Source organism: Bradyrhizobium sp. T-12, from assembly GCF_058314695.1.
Map to the genome: position 1 here is coordinate 1,550,937 of NZ_CM177756.1, position 20,392 is coordinate 1,571,328.

Consider the following 20,392-nt stretch of genomic DNA (forward strand, 5'->3'; position numbering starts at 1 on the left):
CGACATCGATCATGGCTTCTGCCCAAATTGACTTTCTCCGTGCAGGCGCGGAGGTTGAGTCTTGTCTGCGATACGCGGATCAACGGGCCGCTCACGAAGCCTGCACGTCGTATCGGGCATAGCGCCCCGCGCGAGGGGTTTAACACTAAGGATGCGCGTGACGATCCTGGCGCGCGTCGGATGATGGTGCGGGGCAGCAGGGGCAATTGTCTGCACCGCAGCGAGCTGAGGAACAGGATAGTAGCGGCAGGCTGCTCAGAAGGGTGGCTGAGGGGAGGAATGCATGACTGCAATCGAAGGCGCTGGGACACTTTCAGGTGCTGGCGCGGGTTTTCTTGATCGCGAGCGGACCATCGCGACCGCCGGCTTCAATCGCTGGCTGGTGCCGCCGGCGGCGCTGTGCATCCATCTCTGCATCGGCATGGCCTACGGCTTCTCGGTGTTCTGGCTGCCGCTGTCGCGCGCGATCGGTTTGACTGCGCCGAAGGCCTGTCCCGACATGTCGCTGTGGCAGGAGCTGTTCACGACCAGCTGCGACTGGAAGGTCGCCAGCATGGGATGGATGTACACCCTGTTCTTCGTGCTGCTCGGTATCGCGGCTGCGGTCTGGGGCGGCTGGCTGGAGCGCGTCGGGCCGCGCAAGGCGGGCTTCGTCTCGGCGCTCTGCTGGTGCGGCGGTCTCTTCCTCGGTGCGATCGGCATCTACACCCATCAGCTTTGGCTGTTGTGGCTGGGTTCGGGCGTGATCGGCGGTATCGGTCTCGGCCTCGGCTACATCTCCCCGGTGTCGACGCTCGTCAAATGGTTCCCCGATCGTCGCGGCATGGCGACCGGCATGGCGATCATGGGCTTCGGCGGTGGCGCCATGATCGGCGCGCCGCTGGCGAACCTGCTGATGAACTACTTCAAGAGCCCGACCTCGGTCGGCGTCTGGGAAACCTTCGTCGCGATGGGCGTCATCTACTTCGTGTTCATGATGATCGGCGCGTTCCGCTATCGCCTGCCGCCGCCCGGCTGGCAGCCCGAGGGCTGGACCCCGCCGGTCAAGGCCAACGCGATGATTTCGAAGAACAACGTCCATCTCAACGACGCGCACAAGACGCCGCAGTTCTGGCTGATCTGGTGGGTGCTCTGCCTGAACGTCTCGGCGGGTATCGGCGTGATCGGTATGGCCTCGCCGATGCTTCAGGAGATCTTCGCGGGCAAGCTGATCGGCCTGCCTGATGTCGGCTTCAACGCGCTCGATGCCGGACAGAAGGCGCAGATCGCCGCGATCGCCGCGGGCTTCGCTGGATTGCTGTCGCTGTTCAACATCGGCGGCCGCTTCTTCTGGGCTTCGTTGTCGGACAAGATCGGACGGAAGAACACCTACTACACGTTCTTCATCCTCGGCATCGCGCTCTACGCGCTGGCGCCGACCTTCGCGGCGATGGGCTCGAAGCTGCTGTTCGTGCTCGGCTTCGGCATCATCCTGTCGATGTATGGCGGCGGCTTCGCCACCGTGCCGGCCTATCTCGCCGACATGTTCGGTACCCAGTTCGTCGGCGCCATCCACGGGCGGCTGCTGACGGCGTGGTCGACGGCGGGCATCATCGGCCCCGTCGTGGTGAACTACATCCGCGAGTTCCAGCTCGCGGCCGGCGTGCCGCGCGACCAGCTCTACAACACCACCATGTACATCCTCTGCGCGATGCTGATCGCGGGCCTGATCTGCAACTACCTGATCAAGCCGGTCGATTCGAAGTGGCACATGAAGGAGGCCGATGTCGCCAAGCTGCAGGCGGCGAGCGCCAGCGCTGCAGCCGCGGGGCCGCACGGCTCTTACGGTATCGGCTTTGGCGGCCTCGACGCAAAGGCGGCGATGTTCTGGGCCTTCGTCGGCATTCCCCTGGCTTGGGGAGTCTGGAAGACGCTGGAGAGCGCGGTCAAGATTTTCTGATCGCAGTCGACACGGTCGCGGGATGCCGATGGTCGGCGTCCCGCGACATTCGTCTTTCAAGAATCATCGAGAATGGGACCTAGGGGGATTTTCATGTTTCGCACTCGTATCTGCCTCGCCGCCATGCTGCTGGCCGCGGGCCTCCACACCGCATCTGCACAGACCGCGCCCGCTGCACCCGCTGCTACGACCGAGGCCAAGCCGGGAAAGATCAAGCTCTCCATGCAAAAGCTGAAGGACATGAAGGCCAAGTGGGCGGCCAACAAGCCGAAGCTGAAGGCCTGCCGCGCCGAGGTGAAGTCCAAGGGCCTCGCTGGCGACGACCGCTGGTTCTACATCGAAGAGTGCATGAACAAGAGCTGAGAAGGGGCACTATCCCGTTCGATGGGGGCATGGGGCTCGTTGGCCGCGTGCCCCTTAAACGCTTATTGGAACGCCAGAATTTTCTTGGCATCTGGTATGCCAACGGCTAAGGTTGGACTTGTTCTAAAGAAGGGCTACGAGATTCATCGATGAGCCATGACGTGCATCAGGTCCGCTCGTTCGAACACCCGGGCGAGGGACGCAAGCGAGCCAAGGCCACGCCCAAGGGGCGCCAGGTCGACCCCACCGCCGCGCACGAGATCGAACAACTGCTCGGCGACAGGCCGCGGCGGCGCGATCTCCTGATCGAATATCTGCACCTGATCCAGGACAAATATCACCAGATCTCGGCCGCGCATCTCGCCGCGCTCGCCGACGAGATGAAGCTCGCCTTCGCCGAAGTGTTCGAGACCGCGACGTTCTACGCGCATTTCGACGTGGTGAAGGAGGGCGAGCCCGACATCGCGCCGCTGACGATCCGCGTCTGCGACTCCCTGACCTGTGCGATGCTCGGCGGCGAGAAGCTGCTCGAGGATCTGCAAAGTGCTGGCGGTCCCGGCATCCGTGTCGTCCGGGCACCCTGCGTCGGCCGCTGCGACACTGCGCCTGCCGCGGAAGTCGGGCACAATTTCGTCGATCACGCGACCGTCTCCAACGTGATGGCGGCCGCGAAGGCCGGTGATACCCACGCCCATCTGCCCAAATATATCGGCTACGACGCCTATCTCGCCGATGGGGGCTACAAGTTGCTGGGTCGCCTGCGCTCGGGAGAACTGTCGACCGACGATCTCCTGAAGGCGCTCGACAACGCTTCGCTGCGCGGCCTCGGCGGCGCCGGCTTCCCCACGGGCCGTAAATGGCGCGCCGTGCTCGGCGAGCCCGGTCCGCGGCTGATGGCGATCAACGGCGACGAGGGCGAGCCCGGCACGTTCAAGGACCGGGTCTATCTCGAAAGCGATCCGCACCGCTTCATCGAAGGCATGCTGATCGGCGCGCATGTGGTGCAGGCCTCCGATGTCTACATCTATCTGCGCGACGAATATCCGGCCTCGCGCGAGATCCTGGAGCGCGAGATCGCGAAGCTCCCGCCGGGCGGTCCGACGTTGCACATGCGCCGCGGCGCCGGCGCCTATATCTGCGGCGAGGAATCCTCGCTGCTGGAAAGCATCGAGGGCAAGCGCGGCCTGCCCCGGCACAAGCCGCCTTACCCGTTCCAGGTCGGCCTGTTCGGCCTGCCGACACTGATCAACAACATCGAGACGCTGTGGTGGGTGCGCGACATCGTCGAGAAGGGCGCCGAGTGGTGGAAGGGCCATGGCCGTCATGAACGGCATGGCCTGCGCAGCTTCTCGGTCTCGGGCCGCGTGAAAAATCCCGGCATGAAGCTGGCGCCAGCCGGAATCACCATTCGCGAGCTGATCGACGAATGTTGCGGCGGCATGGCCGACGGCCATCAGTTCTATGCTTACCTGCCGGGCGGTGCGTCCGGCGGCATCCTGCCGGCGTCGATGGACGACATTCCGCTCGATTTCGGCACGCTGGAGAAATACGGCTGCTTCATCGGATCGGCCGCGATCGTGGTCCTGTCGCAGAAGGATAGCGTGCGCGCGGCGGCGCTGAACCTGATGAAATTCTTCGAGGACGAGAGTTGCGGCCAGTGCACGCCGTGCCGCGTCGGAACCCAGAAAGCGGCGCAGCTGATGCAGAAGCCGGTCTGGAACCGCGCTCTCCTGGAGGAATTGAGCCAGGCGATGCGCGATGCCTCGATCTGCGGGCTTGGACAGGCGGCATCGAATCCGCTGGCCACCGTGATCAAATATTTCCCTGACGAGTTCAAGGAAGCGGCCGAATGACCAAGATTACGTTCGAGCTCGACGGCAAGCAGGTCGAAGCCAAACCCGGCGAGACCATCTGGCAAGTCGCCAAGCGGCAGGGGCGGGACATTCCGCATCTCTGTTATTCGCCGGCGCCCGACTATCGCCCGGACGGCAATTGCCGCGCCTGCATGGTCGAGATCGAGGGCGAACGCGTGCTCGCTGCATCCTGCAAGCGCACGCCGTCGGTCGGCATGAAGGTCAAGACCGAGAGCGCGCGCGCGACGGCTGCGCAGAAGATGGTGATGGAGCTGCTCGTCGCCGACCAGCCGGCGCGCGAGACCTCGCACGATCCGGATTCGAAGTTCTGGCACTGGGCCGAGGCGACCGGCGTCACCGAGAGCCGCTTCCCCGCCGCCGAGCGCTGGGCGACCGACGCCAGCCATCCGGCGATGCGCGTCAACCTCGATGCCTGCATCCAGTGCGGCCTGTGCGTGCGCGCCTGCCGCGAGGTCCAGGTCAACGACGTCATCGGCATGGCCTATCGCAGCCACGGCTCGAAGATCGTGTTCGATTTCGACGATCCCATGGGCGAGTCCACGTGCGTCGCTTGCGGTGAATGCGTGCAGGCCTGCCCGACCGGCGCCCTGATGCCGGCCGTGATGCTGGACGACAAGCAGACCCGCGTGACTTACGCGGACAAGAAGGTGGACTCGCTCTGCCCGTTCTGCGGCGTCGGCTGCCAGGTGACCTACGAGGTCAGGGACGAGAAGGTGATCTATGCGGAAGGCCGGGACGGCCCCGCCAATCACAATCGTCTTTGCGTCAAGGGCCGCTTCGGCTTCGACTACATCCACCATCCGCATCGCCTGACGAAGCCGCTGGTGCGGCTGCCGAATGCGAAGAAGGATGCCAACGACCAGGTCGATCCGGCCAATCCCTTCACCCATTTCCGCGAAGCGAGCTGGGAAGAAGCGCTCGACATCGCCGCCAAGGGCCTCGTCAAGATCCGCGACGAGAAGGGCGTGAAGGCGCTGGCCGGCTTCGGTTCGGCCAAGGGCTCGAACGAAGAGGCTTATTTGTTCCAGAAGCTGGTGCGCACCGGCTTCGGCTCGAACAATGTCGATCATTGCACCCGTCTATGCCACGCCTCTTCGGTGGCGGCGCTGTTCGAAGGCCTGAGCTCGGGCGCGGTGTCGGCGCCGTTCGCAGCTGCGATGGATGCCGAAGTGATCATCGTGATCGGCGCCAATCCGACCGTGAACCACCCGGTCGCCGCGACCTTCATCAAGAACGCCGTGAAGCAAAACGGCGCAAAACTGTTCGTGATGGATCCGCGCCGGCAGACGCTGTCGCGGCACGCGACCAAGCATCTGCAGTTCAAGCCCGGCTCAGACGTCGCCATGCTGAACGCGATGATCAACACGATCATCACCGAAGGCCTGACCGACGACCAGTACATCGCCGGCTACACCGAAGGCTTCGAGGACCTCAAGGAGAAGATCAAGGAATTCACGCCGGAGAAGATGGAGGCGATCTGCGGCATCCCGGCGCAGACGCTGCGCGAAGTGGCGCGCACCTATGCGCGGGCAAAATCCTCAATCATCTTCTGGGGCATGGGCATCAGCCAGCATGTCCACGGCACCGACAACGCGCGCTGCCTGATCGCGCTGGCGCTGATCACCGGCCAGGTCGGCCGTCCCGGCACCGGCCTGCATCCGCTGCGTGGCCAGAACAACGTGCAAGGAGCGTCCGACGCCGGCCTGATCCCGATGTTCCTGCCGGATTATCAGCCCGTCGGCCGCGACGATCTGCGCGGCAGCTTCGAAAAACTCTGGCAGCAGGATCTCGATCCCGTCCGCGGCCTGACCGTGGTCGAGATCATGAACGCGATCCATGCCGGCGAGATCAAGGGCATGTATATCGAGGGCGAGAACCCCGCGATGTCCGATCCGGATCTGCAGCACGCGCGACACGCGCTCGCCATGCTCGATCATCTCGTGGTGCAGGATCTCTTCGTCACCGAGACCGCGTTCCACGCCGACGTGATCCTGCCGGCCTCGGCGTTCGCAGAGAAGGAGGGCTCCTTCACCAATACCGATCGCCGCGTGCAGCTCGCGCGCCAGGTGATCAAGCCGCCGGGCGATGCGCGGCAGGATCTCTGGATCATCCAGGAGATCGGCAAGCGCATGGGCCTGCCGTGGAATTATGCCGGCCCCGGCGACGTCTTCACCGAAATGGCGCAGCTGATGCCGTCGCTGAAGAACATCACCTGGGAGCGGCTGGTGCGTGAAGGCGCAGTCACCTATCCGGTCGATGCTCCGGACAAGCCCGGCAACGAGATCATCTTCACCACGGGCTTCCCGACCGCGAGCGGCCGCGGCAAGATCGTGCCGGCCAAGGTGATCCCGCCGGACGAGATTCCGGACGACGAATATCCCATGGTGCTGTCGACCGGCCGCGTGCTGGAGCACTGGCACACCGGCTCGATGACGCGCCGCGCCCAGGTGCTCGACCAGATCGAGCCCGAGGCGGTGGCCTTCATGTCGCCGAAGGACATGCGCAAGAAGAAGCTCGCGCCCGGCGATTTCATTCGCCTGGAGACCCGCCGCGGCGCGGTCGAGGTCAAGGTGCGCTCCGATCGCGACGTGCCGGAGAACATGGTGTTCATGCCGTTCTGCTACGCGGAGGCGGCGGCGAACCTGCTCACCAATCCGGCGCTCGATCCGTTCGGCAAGATCCCCGAGTTCAAGTTCTGCGCGGCCAGGGCCGAGCGGGCGGAGATGCGGGACGCGGCGGAGTAGGGGAAGGCGTTAGTTGGCGGCTCGGTGCCGCCAACCAACTGGCGTCGTCCCGGCGAACGCCGGGACCCATACTGCGTGATCTCGCGGTTGTGGACGGTCTTGGTCCCGAACAATTGGTCTTCGCAAAACTACTTCCTGTAGTTATGGGTCCCCGCGTGCGCGGGGACGACGCCGAGGGCGCGGTGGGCAAATGTGCCCACGTCGTCATTGCTTCGCAGCGAAGCAATCCAGAATCCCTCCGCGGAGACAGTCTGGATTGTTTCGCCGCTTCGCTCCCCGCGATGACGATGGTAGACATCAGCTATGTCCAAAGTCACTCCAGCCACCCGCGCGCTCACCGCCGCAGGTGTCGCCTTCACCGTCCACGCCTACGACTACGATCCTGACGCCGAGAGCATCGGCCTCCAGGCCGCCGCCGCGCTCGGTGAAGACCCGCGGCGCGTCCTCAAGACGCTGATGGCGCTGGTCGACGGCAAGCCGGTCTGCGTCGTCGTTCCGTCCGACCAGGAAGTCTCGATGAAGAAGCTCGCGGCGGCCGCGGGCGGCAAGTCGGCGCAGATGATGAAGCCGGCCGAGGCCGAGCGTGTCACCGGCTACAAGGTCGGCGGCATCAGCCCGTTCGGGCAGCGCAAGCAGGTGCAAAGCGTGATCGAGCAGAGCGCGCTCGCGCATGATCTCGTCTATCTCAATGGTGGCCAGCGCGGCCTGCAGGTGCGGCTCAAGCCTGCCGATGTAAGGGACGTCGTCAAAGCGGTCGTCGCGGACGTGCTGGCCTGAGGCGGGTCGCGCCTACTGCTTCTGCAACAGTTTCAGCCGGCAGCGCAGCGCCTCGCGGATATGGGCGCGTGCGAGCTGCTCCGCCTTGTCGCCGTCGCGTGCTGCGATGGCCTCGATGATGGCCTGGTGCTCGCCATGGCTGGTCGAAGGGCGACCCGATACGGTGAAGGTGGTCGGACCGAGCAGGGCGATCCAGTCCTGTAATTCGCGCGAGGCGTTGTCGAGATAGCGGTTGCGCGCGGCGCGGCAGATCGCCTCGTGGAAGGCGCGGTTCAGCCTTGCCATGTCTCCTGCCATCTCCGCGGCGTTGGTCTCGGAGGCCTCGACGAAGGCCTGCTCGATATCGCTGAGCGCGTCGATCTCCGGCGTCGAGGCATGTTCGGCGGCGAGGCGCGCGGCGGCGCCTTCCATGATCTCGCGCATGGCGTAGAGCTCGAGCACCTCCGAGATGTCGAGGTTGCGGACGATCACGCCGCGGCCGCCGGCGGGCTCGACAAAGCCGCGTGCGGCGAGCCGGCCCAACGCTTCGCGAACCGGCGTGCGGCTGACCTTCAGCCGCTGGGCGACCTCTTCCTCGCGCAATCGGTCGCCGGCACGGTAGCTGCCGGCCTGGAGCGCCTCGCAGAGCGAGCGGAACACTGCTTCACCCAGCGCGACGCCCCCGCCACGCGTGATTGATCCGCCTGCCTTTGCCGGTCGTCTGGCCATTTGTCCTCGGAACGCAAAGTGCATCCTGCCCATGCGAAGATGGCGCTTGTCCCGCCAACGTATATCTTTGTATACAAAGGTACGCAATGGCGGCCTGGTTGACCGCAGCCGCCGGCGCGCAGAATATTTCCAACTTCGTCGCATCGGGCAGACGGCATGAGCAGCAAATACGACGTGCTGGTGATCGGCGGCGGCAACGCGGCGCTGTGCGCGGCGATCGCGGCGCGGCGCAGCGGCGCGTCAGTGCTGGTGCTCGAAGGCGCGCCAAAGTTCTACCGTGGTGGCAACACGCGCCATACCCGCAACATGCGCTGCGCCCATGACGCGGCGACCGAAATCCTCACCGGCCCTTACACCGAAGAGGAGTTTTGGGAGGATCTGCTGCGCGTCACCGGCGGGCAGACCGACGAGGTGCTCGCCCGGCATATGATCCGGGAGTCCAAGGACATCCTGAACTGGATCGTGGAGCAGGGCGTGCGTTGGCAGCCCTCGCTCGGCGGCACGCTGAGCCTCGGCCGCACCAATTCCTTCTTCCTCGGCGGCGGCCGCGCGATGCTGAACGCGCTGTACCTGACCGCGGAGCGGCTCGGTGTCGACGTCGAATACGATGCCGAGGTCACCGATCTCGTGATCGAGGACGGCATGTTCCTGGCCGCGCGCCTCAAGCGGCCGGTCAAGGGTGCGACCGAGATCCGCGCGACCTCGCTGGTCGCTGCCGCCGGCGGGTTCGAGGCCAACATCGAATGGCTGAAGCAATATTGGGGCGAGGCCGCCGACAATTTCCTGATCCGCGGCACGCCCTACAACCGCGGATCGATCCTGAAGATGCTGCTCGACAAGGGCGTGCAGGAGGTCGGCGATCCCACCCAGTGTCATGCGGTCGCGATCGACGCCCGCGCGCCGAAATTCGACGGCGGGATCATCACGCGGCACGACTCCGTCGTGTTCGGCATCGTCGTCAACAAGCACGCGCAGCGATTCTACGACGAAGGCGAGGACATCTGGCCGAAGCGCTATGCGATCTGGGGCCGGCTGGTCGCGGCGCAGCCCGATCAGATCGCCTACATCATCTTCGATTCCACGGTCGTCACCAGTTTCATGCCGACCTTGTTCCCGCCGATCGCCGGGCAAACAATTGCCGAGCTTGCCGGCAAGCTCGAGCTCGATCCGGCTGCGCTGGAAAAGACCATCACAGAATTCAACGCCGCGGTGCGGCCCGGCACCTTCGACCACACCATCCTGGATGATTGCGTGACCGAGGGCATCACGCCACCCAAGACCCACTGGGCGCGCAAGATCGAGACGCCGCCTTATCTCGCTTATCCGGTGCGGCCTGGCATCACCTTCACCTATCTCGGCACGCGCGTAACCAAAGAAGCGCGGATGCTGATGGCTGACGGCAAGCCCTCCGCCAACATGTTCGCTGCCGGTGAGATCATGGCCGGCAACGTGCTCGGCAAGGGCTATGCCGCCGGCATGGGCATGACCATCGGCAGTGTGTTCGGACGGATCGCAGGCCGGGAAGCGGCACGTCATGCGAAAAACTAGAACGAAGAAAAGTCAGGGAGGAACCATGTCGCGCATTGTCATCGCTTCGCTCACGGCGCTGCTGATCGCAGGTCACGCCCACGCCGCCGAGCCGATTACCCTGCGCGACATGGGTTCGTTCCATGTCGGCGGGCGGCTTGTCGAAATCTCCGGCAAGCCCGTGAGGGAGGTCGTGTTCACGCCCGGCGGCGTGCCGGCCAAGGTCGATCCAAACGGCACCTACCAGGTCGAGCAGATGTACGTGCAATATTTCCTGCCGGCCAACGAGAAGGGCGCCTATCCGCTGCTGATGTGGCACGGCGGCGGACTGACCGGCGTCACCTACGAGACCACGCCGGACGGGCGCGAGGGTTGGCTGAACTACTTCTTGCGCAAGGGCTGGGCGGTCTACAATTCCGACGCGGTGGAGCGGGGACGCGCGGGCTGGGCGCAATACCCTGACATCTTCAAGGGCGAGCCGGTCTTCCTCACCACGGCCAATCCATTCGAGCGCTTCCGCATCGGCGAGGGTCCGGGCTCCTACGATCCCGATCCCGCCAAGCGAAAGCTGTTGCCGGGCAACCAGTTTCCGGTCGAGGGCTATGAGAACTTCGTCAAGCAGAACGTGCCGCGCTGGACCACGACGGATGACGCGACCGTCGCCGCCTATATCGCCGAGCTCGATCGTGTCGGCCCCTCGGTGATCCTGTTCCACAGCCAGGCCGGCAGCTTCGGCTTCAAGGTGGCGCAGGCCCGGCCCGACAAGGTCAAGGCGCTGATCGCGATCGAGCCGGCCGGCATCGGCGATCCCGCCAAGGCGGATGTGCTGAAGTCCATTCCGACCCTCATCATCTACGGCGACTATATCGAGCGCGATTCGCGCTGGCCCAAGATCCGCGGCAACGGTATCGCCTTTGCCGATGCCATCAAGGCGGCCGGCGGCAGCATCGACGTCGTCGACCTCCCGCAGGCCGGCATCAAGGGCAATTCGCACATGGTGATGATGGACAAGAACAACCTCGAGGTCGCCGCCCTGATCCAGAAATGGCTCGAGGGCAAAGGCCTGACGAAGTAGCGCCATGCACGGAACCAGAATTCTGGACGAAACCGACCGCCTGATGACGGTCTGCAATTCCTGCCGCTATTGCGAGGGACTTTGCGCTGTGTTTCCCGCCATGGAGATGCGCCGCGCCTTCTCCGACGGCGACCTCAATTATCTCGCCAATCTCTGCCATGGCTGCGGCGCCTGCTATGTCGACTGCCAGTTCTCCCCGCCGCACGAATTCAATGTCAACGTGCCGAAGACGCTCGCGGTCGCGCGCGCCGAATCCTATGCGGCCTATGCCTGGCCGGGCGCGCTGTCCGGCGCTTTCGCCCGCAACGGGCTCGTTATCAGCATCATCGCTGCGCTCAGCATGGCGGCCTTCATCCTCGGCTTCGCTGCCCTGAATGATCGCAACGTGCTGTTCGGTGTGCACACCGGTCCCGGTGCGTTCTACAGACTGATGCCGCACAACGCGATGGCCGCATTGTTCAGCGCTGCCTTCCTCTATGCTGTTCTTGCCCTGGTCATGAGCGTGCGCGCCTTCTGGCGCGATATCGGTCCGCCTATCGGCGGCCGCGCCGACGGCGGCTCGATCTTCCAGGCGATCCGCGACGCCGGTGAGCTGCGCTATCTCCATGGCGGCGGCGTCGGCTGCTACAACGAGGACGACAAGCCGACCGACCGGCGCAAGCTCTATCACCACCTGACGTTCTACGGCTTCATCCTGTGCTTTGCCGCGACGTCGGCGGCGACGCTTTATCACTATCTGCTCGGCCGCGAGGCGCCGTATCCGTGGTGGGACCTGCCGGTGGTGCTGGGCACGCTCGGCGGCATCGGATTGATCGTTGGCCCGATCGGTCTGTTCACGGCCAAGATGCAGCGCGATCCAGCGTTGCTCGACGAGTTCAGTTACGGCATGGATGTCGGCTTCATCGCCATGCTGTTCCTGACCGGGCTCACCGGCATGCTGCTCCTCGTCCTGCGCGAGACCGCCGCCATGGGCCCGCTGCTCGCCCTGCATCTCGGCGCGGTGTTCGCGCTGTTCGTCACCATGCCCTACGGCAAATTCGTGCACGGCATCTATCGCTTCGCTGCGCTGGTGCGCTATGCGCAGGAGCGACGGACGGCGGCGTGACGGTTAGCGGGCCCGGAAGCGCCCGTCGCGCAGGAAGGCGATGGTCTGTTCGATCGCGCCGGCGTCACGTGGAAGCCGGGTATGCGATGCCCTGATGACGATATGATCGGCCATGCCGGCCAGCATTGAGCTCTGGACCGACACCCGCCCGTCATTCGGCCTCGGCAGAATCAACAGTCCGGCGACGGGATCGATGAAACGGCTCCCCGCAATCACGCCGACGGGATAGTCCACGGCTGGCAGGGCGTCCGGCCGGGTCGCTGTCGTGAGCTCGAGCCCGGCGGGCCCATAGAATGCGCGGTAGAGCCGGGATCCGCTGAGGACATCGGCGACCTCGCTGCCGCCGTTCGGCGTACCCAGCATCACGACGCCGGCAAGCTGGGCCGGCCGGTGTCTTGCGATATAGGCGCGCGCGACGAGGCCGCCCATCGAATGCGCGACGAAGTGCAGCGGTGCGTCGCGCTCGGCGAAGCGGGCGATCGCCGGGTGGATGTCGTCAGCAAGCGCCGCGATCGGCTTCTTGCGGCTGGAATAGTCGATATTCAGCGTTGCGAAGCCGGTTGCACGGAGCGCCCGTTCCAGCCTCTTCAGGGATGCCGAGGTCCGCGCGATGCCGTGAAGCAGAACCACTCCCGGGCATCGCGCATCGCCTGATCGCGGCGCCTCGTGCATCTCTCCTACGCCACCTCGCGCTCCGGCGCTGAGGCTTGCTCGCGTGCCATCGTCGTTGCGGTGACATAGTCGGTCTTGCCCGTGCCGAGCAGCGGCACCTTGTCGACCACCATGATCGCCGCGGGCACGGTCAGCTCGGACGCGCCGATCGCCTTGGCCTGGCCCTGCATCGCGCTGCGCTCGGCACCCTTCTCCGTCGTCAGGAGCACGATGCGCTCGCCCTTGCGCTGGTCGGGGATCGACACGGCGACCGATCCGGCCTGCGGCCACAGCGTGGCCGCGATGGCTTCGACCGCGGACAGCGAGACCATCTCGCCTGCGATCTTGGCAAAGCGCTTGGCGCGGCCCTTGATGGTGATGAAGCCGGCGGCGTCGATCGCCACGATGTCGCCGGTGTCGTGCCAGCCCTCGGGAAGCTTTTCGAGCACGCCGGGATTCTCGGCCCTGAGGTAACCAAGCATCACGTTCGGCCCGCGCACCGAGAGGCGGCCTCCTTCCTCGATGCCGGGGACCGGATCGAGGCGGCTTTCCATCAGCGGCGAGAGGCGACCGACGGTACCGGGGCGATTGGCCATCGGCGTGTTCATCGCCAGCACCGGCGCCGTCTCGGTGACGCCATAGCCTTCGAGGATGCGGATGCCGTAGCGCTCCATGAACACTTGCCGGGTGCGATCCTTGACCGCTTCGGCGCCGGCGATCACGAGGCGCAGCGTGCGGAAGTCGTAGGCATGCGCCGAGCGGGCATAGCCGGTAAGGAACGTATCGGTGCCGAACAGGATGGTGGCGCCGGTCTGGTAAATCAGCTCGGGCACGATCCGGTAGTGCAGCGGCGAAGGGTACATGTAGATCGGAATGCCCGCGAGCATCGGCATCATCATTCCGCCCGTGAGGCCGAACGAGTGGAACACGGGCAGCACGTTGAACACCTTGTCATTGGCGTTGGCATCGACCCGCGCCAGCGCCTGCGCCGCGTTGGCGAGGATGTTGCGGTGGGACAGCACCACGCCCTTGGGCGTGCCTTCCGAACCCGACGTGAACAGCACGACGGCGGGATCGTTGGCCTGGCGGACGACGCGGGGCGTCGTGCCGGCGAGCAGGCCCTTGATCTTGTCGGCCAGGCCGATCGAGGCGCGGACGTCTTCGAGATAGACCACCCGCGCTTCCGCGGAGATCGCGGCCATCAGCTTGTCGAGCTTGCCCTTCTCGATGAACGCCTTCGAGGTCAGCACGGTCTTGACCTGCGCGGCCTTCATGGCGGCGAGCACGTTGACCGGGCCGGCGGAGAAGTTGAGCATCGCCGGCACCCGGCCGATGTTCTGCAGCGCCATGAAGACGACGGCGACGCCGGCGGAATTCGGCAGCAGCACGCCGACATTCTCGCCGACGGCAGTCCCGTCCTCCAGCTTGCGGCTGAGGACCTGCGCGCCGAGGATCAGCTTGCGATAGGTCAGCTTGGTGCCGAGCGCATCCTCGATGATGACCTTGCCGGTGTCGCGGTCGCGATAGGCGTGTCCGAGCGCCTCGAACAGCGAGTGGTCGAGCATGGCGTTCTTCACCATGGCATCGATCATCACGTCCTGGAGCGCGGCACCGGCGGCATTGCGGCGTGCCTTGCCCTTCAGCGCGGCATCGACCGGAAGCTTGACCGGCGGCAGGATCGTCACCGTCACCCGCGGAAACCACGAGCGCTTGATCTGGCTGGAATTGAGGTAGCTGAGATGCGAGCGCTGCGCGCCTTCGATGCGCACCGGCACGACCACGGCGTCGGCCTTGTCCGCGATCATCGCGGTGCCGTCATAGACCTTCATCAGCGAGCCGGAGACGGTGATGCGTCCTTCCGGGAAGATCACCACGGGCTCGCCGGCGGCGACGAGCTTGATCAGGTCGCGGGCGGCCAGCGGCTTGGTCGGATCCATGGTGTAGTGCTTGACGACGCGCAGGAATGGCTTGGCCCACCAGGCCTTGGCGATGCCGGTATCGACCGCGAAGCTGGCATCGATCGGCAGCACGGCGTGCAGCAGCGGACCATCGATCAGGCTGACATGGTTCGGCGCGATCAGCATCCGCGTGCCCGGGGGCGGCAGGTTTTCGAGGCCGCGGACCTCGGTGCGGAACAGCGCGCGGAACAGGAGGCCGCCGAAATCGCGCACGCCTTCCTTGCCCCATTTGGTCAGCACGAACCACACCGCGCCGAAGCTGGCGACGCCGAGGCCGAAGAAGATCCAGCCGACATGAAGGCCGGCCGCCTGCAGCAGCGCGACGAACAGCGAGCCGACCACCATGAACGCAGCCTGCAGCACATTGCCGGCGGCGATGATACGGGCGCGCTCGTTGGGCGCCGACCAGGCCTGTACGGCGGCGAAGGAGGGGACGACGAACAGGCCGCCGCCGAATGCGAAGGCGACGAAATCGGCCAGCATGCGCAGGCCCGCGAACGAGGTCGCGAAACCGGACGCGGTGATGTCCTGGCCCTTGGCGGTCACGGCGATCGCGAAGGCGAGGTCGAGGCCGGCAAAGCCCATGATGATCGCGCCGATCGGCACCAGCGCGAGGTTCGGGCGAACGTGGCTGAGGCTGGCGGCGAATAGCGAGCCGATGGCGATGCCGATCGCGAAGATCGCAAGGCACAGCGTCACCACGCCCTCGGTGCCGCCGACGACCTCCTTGACCAGCGCCGGCAGCAGCGACAGCACGATGGCGCCGACCAGCCAGAACCAGGAGACGATCACGGTGCCGTCCCACAGCCGATGGTCGGCGTGCAACGTCCTGAGCAGGCTCACCGTCGAGGCCCAGGGATTGGCATCGACGGGCAGATCGGGCGCGGAGGGCGTGGTCTGCGGAATGCGGGACGCGAACGCCCAGGACAGCAGGGCCAGCACGACCACGGCCGATGCGACCCAGCCCATATGCGCGGAGCCGGCGACGAACTGGCCGCCGGCGACGGTGCCGAGCAGGATGGCCATGAAGGTCGCGCCCTCGACCAGCGCGTTGCCGGTCGCGAGCTCGCCGAGTTCGAGCTGGTCCGGCAGCATGGCGTATTTCACCGGCCCGAACAGCGCGGCGATGACGCCGAACAGGGCGAGTGCCGCGAACAGGAGCGGCACCGAGTGCATGAAGAAGCCGGCGGCGGCAAAGCCCGCTGCGAAGATCTCGGCGAATTTGAGCCGCCTTGCGACGACGGATTTGACATATTTGTCGGCGAGCTGGCCGCCGAGCCCGGACAGGATGAAATAGGGGAAGATGAAGACGGCGCCGGCCACCGTCACCAGCGCATCGCCGTGGCCGGTCGCGGCACTGTAGAGCAGAATGATGACAAGCGCGTTCTTGAGCACATTGTCATTGAGCGCCGAGAAGAATTGCGCCCAGAACAGCGGCGCAAAGCGGCGTGACGACATCAATTCCCTGATCATGACTAGTCCTGTTTTGGAAAGGCAGCCTGAGGTTGTTACGTTGCCGGTGAGGCGTCACGACCGGAAGCGCATGGGGTTAAGCAAATTGCACGGCGAGGATGTCGCCGGCCGGCTTTGTCCCCTCGGTTCCTCCGATCCTGTTGGTCTCCAATTGGTCTCGTTAGGTTCGCAATTATCTGATCGCGGCCGCGTCGGCCGCGCTGGGCCGGATATGGCCCGGGCCATGATGAAAACCTGAACCGCATCACGGTGGCCAGCGGGATCGACCGCGAATGTCGGGACATGGTGAGTCCTTCCTTGCGACCTGATCCGGGATTCGGGCTGAACCTAGGGTTCATGGCTGCACGCGTCTCAGGTCAGATGGGAGAGGCGGCGAAACGGCGAGCAGCGGCCAAGAAGGCTGAACTTGCGCCCTTCGAGACGCGCACGATCGCGGCTGGCCCGCCACATCCGGAAGGCTGCCCGACGTTCCGCGAGCACGCCGGCGACGTCGCAGGCGTTGGCGATTCGATTGATCGGGCCCATGGCGAACCGCAGCAGGGCCCGGCCGGAGCCAGTCACGAGGGCGGCAGCGTCATCGACGAAGGTGGTGGCGATATCAACAGCAAGGGTTTGCATTTTGCGGGTCTCCGGGTTAATTTGAACAATGTTCACATGAGTAGCTTGAAAATGAACAATGTTCAAGAAGAATCGCTGCGAGACCGCAAAAAAAATCGGCGGCGGCTCCAGATCCTGGAGATCGCCCGCGGCATCATCGCGACTAAAGGCCTGAGATCATTAAAGGTTCGCGATGTTGCGGAGGCCGCCGGCTGTTCCGTCGGCAGCGTCTATAACGAGTTCGGCGACTTCGACGGCGTGATCCTGACCGTCAATCGGGAGACCGTTCAGGCGCTCACGGCCCGGCTCCGCGAGGTTCCGGACGAGGACCCGGTGCGGCAACTGTACGGACTTGCCGGCACCTATCTCGAGTTCTTCGCCGAGCACGCCAATCTGCTGCGCTCATTGTTCGAGCACCGGATGGAGGACGATCGTCCTTACCCCGACGACATCCTGCAGATGGTGATGGATGCTTTCGCGCTGATGCATCCGCCTCTGGTGCGGCTATTGCCGGATGCGGACGACGTGAAGATCGCGCTGCTGTCGCGCACGCTGTTCTCCGCCGTGCACGGCATCATCTCGCTCGGCCTCGAGGAGCGCATGGTGGCCGTGCCGCCGCAAATGCTTCGTCAGCAGGTCGAGCAGTTCATCGACGTGCATCTCGCGGGTCTCGGGATTCCGTCTGTGCGGTGAGGGGCGGCCAGCCTCAGGCCCGAGCCGCTTCGCGCGGCCGGGCTGCAACGAGGACGACGTCCGGTTTTCCGCCGTCGACCTGAACGCGGTTACGTCCCTTCTCCTTGGCGCGATAACACGCGGCATCCGCGCGGCGCATTGCGTCCTCGAGCGTGGTGGCGCTGTCTGCGATGCAGGCGACACCGATGCTGGCGGTCACCGCAAAGCAACGATCGTCCCAGGCGAAGGTGAACAGCTCCAGCGCTCGCCGCAGCCGTTCGGCGATATCGACCGCGCTCGCGGGCGGGCACTGCGGCAGGATCAGGCCAAATTCGTCGCCGCCCAGGCGCGCCACCAAATCGTGCGGACGCCGGTCCTGTTGCAGGAGACACGAGATCTGGCAGAGCAGGCGGTCGCCGGCAAGGTGACCGCAGCTGTCGTTGACGTTCTTGAACTGGTCGAGGTCGAGCAGGATCAGGCTGAGCGAATCGGCCGCGGCAACGTCGAGCTCGCTTTGCAGCCGCGCCTCGAAGGCGCGGCGGTTGGACAGGCCGGTCAGCCAGTCGTGCGAAGCCTGCCACGCCAGGCGTTCCTTCTCTTCATGCAACGCGTCTTCGAATGCCTGTCGTTGCAGCACCAACCGTCTTGTGTGCCAGACCAGGAGCAGGATCAGCGTCGCCGCGGTGACGATGTTGATGCCGGTCAGCGTCAGCTTGATGGCGCGGGAGCCTTCGCCGAGGACGGTCGAGAACCGGTTGGCATGCACCGTGAACTGGGCGTTGAGCTCGGAGAGGCGTGACGACAGCACTTGCAGGCGGCCCGCGTCCCGAACCGGACCGTTCTTCCACTCGGACCGGATGACCTCGCCGAAGACGCTGAGCTCCAGCAGCATGGGGTCGGTCGCCGTCCACTCGCGGATCGCTTCCTGCAGGAAGCTGACGCGGTTGAAATAGCGAAACAGCCAGATCAATCCCGGAACGTCGTCGGGATGATTGCCGCCTTGCAGGAAGCCGATGCGCGCGGCCTCGAGGTCGACCGGATCGCGCTCGAGGGCCCAGCGCGCGAACTCGTCGCCGATGGGAACGGCGAGCGAGGCCTGATACTGCGTGAACTGGCTGGCGTCGCCGGAATGCAGATAGAGATTGAGGAAATAGACGGCGTTCTTTTGCGAACGCGACCACAGCGCTTCGCCCGCGACATAGGCGCGGACCGAAGACATCACCTCGAGGCTGAATCCCGCGATCGCCGCCTGGAGCACGACGACCATCACGAAAGGCGAGACGAGCTTGATGACGTGAAGGAAGCTGCCTCCCTTCCTCGACGTCGCTGTTTTGCGAAACACCCTGCCGTTCCCCAAATCGCGCAAAGCCCCCAGCGGAGCGCTACGCCTGCAACGCGAAGTAGAAGCGACGGTTGCTTAACTCGACCTGAAAAGCGCGAAAGTCTGAATCGCAGGGTGAAGGCGTCGTGAAATGAATGCCTGCAGATCGCTTCAAATGCCGGTAAATCGGAACTGGCGCGGTATCGGAAAACCAATACCTCGCATTCGTCGTGCCCGGTTTACTCGATGAAGAGCGGGGGCCGCGACTAGACCAGCACCGGCTTGCGCACGCGGCCGGCGTCGCCGAACACGCGCAGATATCGCTCGATCTCCGAGGGCATGCCGGTCGCCTTCTCCGGATTGTCGGAGAGCTTGACCGCGGGGCGGCCGTCGACCGACGACACCTTGCAGACCAACGAGATCGGATCGAGGTTGAACGAGCCGTCCGGCGTGCAGCCGACGAAGTCGTTGGTGAGGTTGGTGCCCCAGCCGAAGGAGAGCCTGACGCGACCGGTGAAATGATGATAGGTCTCCTCGATCGAGCCGACATCCATCGCATCGGAAAAGACCAGCAGCTTGTCCCTGGGGTTGCGACCCTTCTTCTCCCACCAGGCGATGATCTCCTCGCCGGCCTGGATCGGCGGCGCGCTGTCGGGCCGGAAGCCGGTCCAATCGGCGACCCATTCCGGTGCATCGCGCAGGAAGGCTTTTGTGCCGAAGGCATCGGGCAGTGCGATCAGGAGGTTGCCGCCATAGGTCTGGCGCCATTGGTCGAGAATGCGATAGGGCGCCCAGCGCAATTCCTCGTCGTCCTTGGCGAGCGCGGCCGCGACCATCGGCAGCTCATGCGCATTTGTGCCGATGGCCTCGAGATCATTGTCCATCGCCAGCAGCACGTTGGAGGTGCCGATGAAGGACGACCCCAGCCCTTCCTTCACCGCCTCGACGCACCAGCGCTGCCAGAGGAAGCCGTGACGGCGGCGGGTGCCGAAGTCCGAGAGCCGGAGGTTCTCCAGCTTGCGAAGACGCTCCACCTTGGTCCAGAGCTTGGCCTTGGCGCGGGCATAGAGCACGTCGAGCTCGAAGCGGCCGCGGCCCTTGATCGCGGCGCGCGAGCGCAGCTCGTTGAGGATCGCGAGCGCCGGAATCTCCCACATCGAGGTGTGGGTCCACGGTCCGTGGAAATGCAATTCGTACTGGCCTTCGACCTTGCGCAGCTCGTATTCGGGAAGGCGGAATTCGGCCAGCCAGCGGATGAAATCCGCCGAGAACATGTGGGTCTTGCCGTAGAAGGTGTTACCGGCCAGCCAGATCAGCTCCTTCTTGCTGAAGCGGATGGTGCGGGCATGGTCGAGCTGGGCGCGCAGCTCGCCCTCGTCGATGATCTCGGCGAGCCGCACATGGCGCGAGCGGTTGATGACCGAGAAGGTCACCTGCTGATCCGGGTAGTCCTCCCGAATCATCTGCAACATCAATAGTTTGTAGAAGTCGGTATCAAGCAGGCTGCGGATGATGGGATCCAGCCGCCAGCTGTGATTGTAGGTCCGGCTCGCAATGTCGGTCACTGTCATGGGGGAATTCTAGCGTGGCGGCCCGCGCGCAACCAGT

The 20,392-nt window shown here is 65.0% G+C and carries 14 protein-coding genes; 9 read left to right on the forward strand and 5 right to left on the reverse strand.

Going from position 1 to position 20,392, the window contains the following annotated elements; translation table 11 throughout:
- Positions 1-283: 283 nt before the first annotated feature.
- The 5 genes from AC0WRY_RS07520 (at position 284) to ybaK (ending at position 7,697) form a co-directional block, all read left to right on the forward strand.
- Complete coding sequence (locus tag AC0WRY_RS07520) at positions 284-1,939, forward strand: OFA family MFS transporter (RefSeq protein ID WP_491122858.1); 1,656 nt, start codon at positions 284-286, stop codon at positions 1,937-1,939.
- 93 nt (positions 1,940-2,032) lie between these two features.
- A complete protein-coding gene (locus AC0WRY_RS07525) occupies positions 2,033-2,302 on the forward strand; it encodes a hypothetical protein (protein ID WP_194406380.1) in 270 nt (89 codons plus the stop codon).
- A gap of 149 nt (positions 2,303-2,451) precedes the next feature.
- Positions 2,452-4,155 (forward strand): NADH-ubiquinone oxidoreductase-F iron-sulfur binding region domain-containing protein, encoded by a 1,704-nt coding sequence (locus AC0WRY_RS07530; protein WP_491122859.1) that lies wholly within the window; start codon positions 2,452-2,454, stop codon positions 4,153-4,155.
- The gene (fdhF, locus tag AC0WRY_RS07535; protein ID WP_491122860.1) at positions 4,152-6,920 is read left to right on the forward strand and encodes a formate dehydrogenase subunit alpha; all 2,769 of its coding nucleotides are present in this window, start codon (positions 4,152-4,154) and stop codon (positions 6,918-6,920) included. Before AC0WRY_RS07530 ends, fdhF begins: the two co-directional genes overlap by 4 nt.
- A 303-nt stretch (positions 6,921-7,223) precedes the next feature.
- Positions 7,224-7,697 (forward strand): Cys-tRNA(Pro) deacylase, encoded by a 474-nt coding sequence (gene ybaK / locus AC0WRY_RS07540; RefSeq protein WP_491122861.1) that lies wholly within the window; start codon positions 7,224-7,226, stop codon positions 7,695-7,697.
- Between the two features lie 12 nt (positions 7,698-7,709).
- On the opposite strand, the gene AC0WRY_RS07545 is transcribed toward ybaK, so the two are convergent.
- Positions 7,710-8,405, reverse strand: coding sequence for a GntR family transcriptional regulator (locus AC0WRY_RS07545; protein WP_259219030.1), 696 nt, complete (start codon positions 8,403-8,405; stop codon positions 7,710-7,712).
- Between the two features lie 156 nt (positions 8,406-8,561).
- Between AC0WRY_RS07545 and tcuA the strand changes: the two genes are divergently transcribed.
- From tcuA to tcuB, 3 genes are read left to right on the forward strand one after another with little or no spacing between them, the layout of a single operon-like run.
- A complete protein-coding gene (gene tcuA, locus AC0WRY_RS07550; protein ID WP_491122862.1) occupies positions 8,562-9,953 on the forward strand; it encodes an FAD-dependent tricarballylate dehydrogenase TcuA in 1,392 nt (463 codons plus the stop codon).
- A gap of 25 nt (positions 9,954-9,978) precedes the next feature.
- Positions 9,979-11,007, forward strand: a complete 1,029-nt coding sequence (locus AC0WRY_RS07555) for an alpha/beta hydrolase (RefSeq protein WP_491122863.1) — start codon at positions 9,979-9,981, stop codon at positions 11,005-11,007.
- 4 nt (positions 11,008-11,011) lie between these two features.
- Positions 11,012-12,112, forward strand: coding sequence for a tricarballylate utilization 4Fe-4S protein TcuB (gene tcuB, locus AC0WRY_RS07560; protein ID WP_491122864.1), 1,101 nt, complete (start codon positions 11,012-11,014; stop codon positions 12,110-12,112).
- A 3-nt stretch (positions 12,113-12,115) separates the two neighbouring features.
- Here tcuB and AC0WRY_RS07565 read toward each other — a convergent pair whose 3' ends face one another.
- Positions 12,116-12,784, reverse strand: coding sequence for an alpha/beta hydrolase (locus AC0WRY_RS07565; protein WP_194406388.1), 669 nt, complete (start codon positions 12,782-12,784; stop codon positions 12,116-12,118).
- Positions 12,785-12,789: 5 nt separating this feature from the next.
- Positions 12,790-16,194: an acyl-[ACP]--phospholipid O-acyltransferase gene (locus AC0WRY_RS07570; protein WP_491122865.1), complete on the reverse strand. Its 3,405-nt coding sequence runs from the start codon at positions 16,192-16,194 to the stop codon at positions 12,790-12,792.
- A gap of 669 nt (positions 16,195-16,863) precedes the next feature.
- Here AC0WRY_RS07570 and AC0WRY_RS07575 point away from each other — a divergent pair.
- Positions 16,864-17,484 (forward strand): TetR/AcrR family transcriptional regulator, encoded by a 621-nt coding sequence (locus AC0WRY_RS07575; protein ID WP_194408194.1) that lies wholly within the window; start codon positions 16,864-16,866, stop codon positions 17,482-17,484.
- A gap of 13 nt (positions 17,485-17,497) precedes the next feature.
- Here AC0WRY_RS07575 and AC0WRY_RS07580 read toward each other — a convergent pair whose 3' ends face one another.
- Positions 17,498-18,805 carry a GGDEF domain-containing protein gene (locus AC0WRY_RS07580; protein ID WP_491122866.1) on the reverse strand — a complete coding sequence of 436 codons (1,308 nt, stop codon included), beginning with the start codon at positions 18,803-18,805 and terminating at the stop codon, positions 17,498-17,500.
- 245 nt (positions 18,806-19,050) lie between these two features.
- Positions 19,051-20,355 (reverse strand): nicotinate phosphoribosyltransferase, encoded by a 1,305-nt coding sequence (pncB, locus tag AC0WRY_RS07585; RefSeq protein WP_194406391.1) that lies wholly within the window; start codon positions 20,353-20,355, stop codon positions 19,051-19,053.
- Between the last annotated feature and the right edge of the window lie 37 nt (positions 20,356-20,392).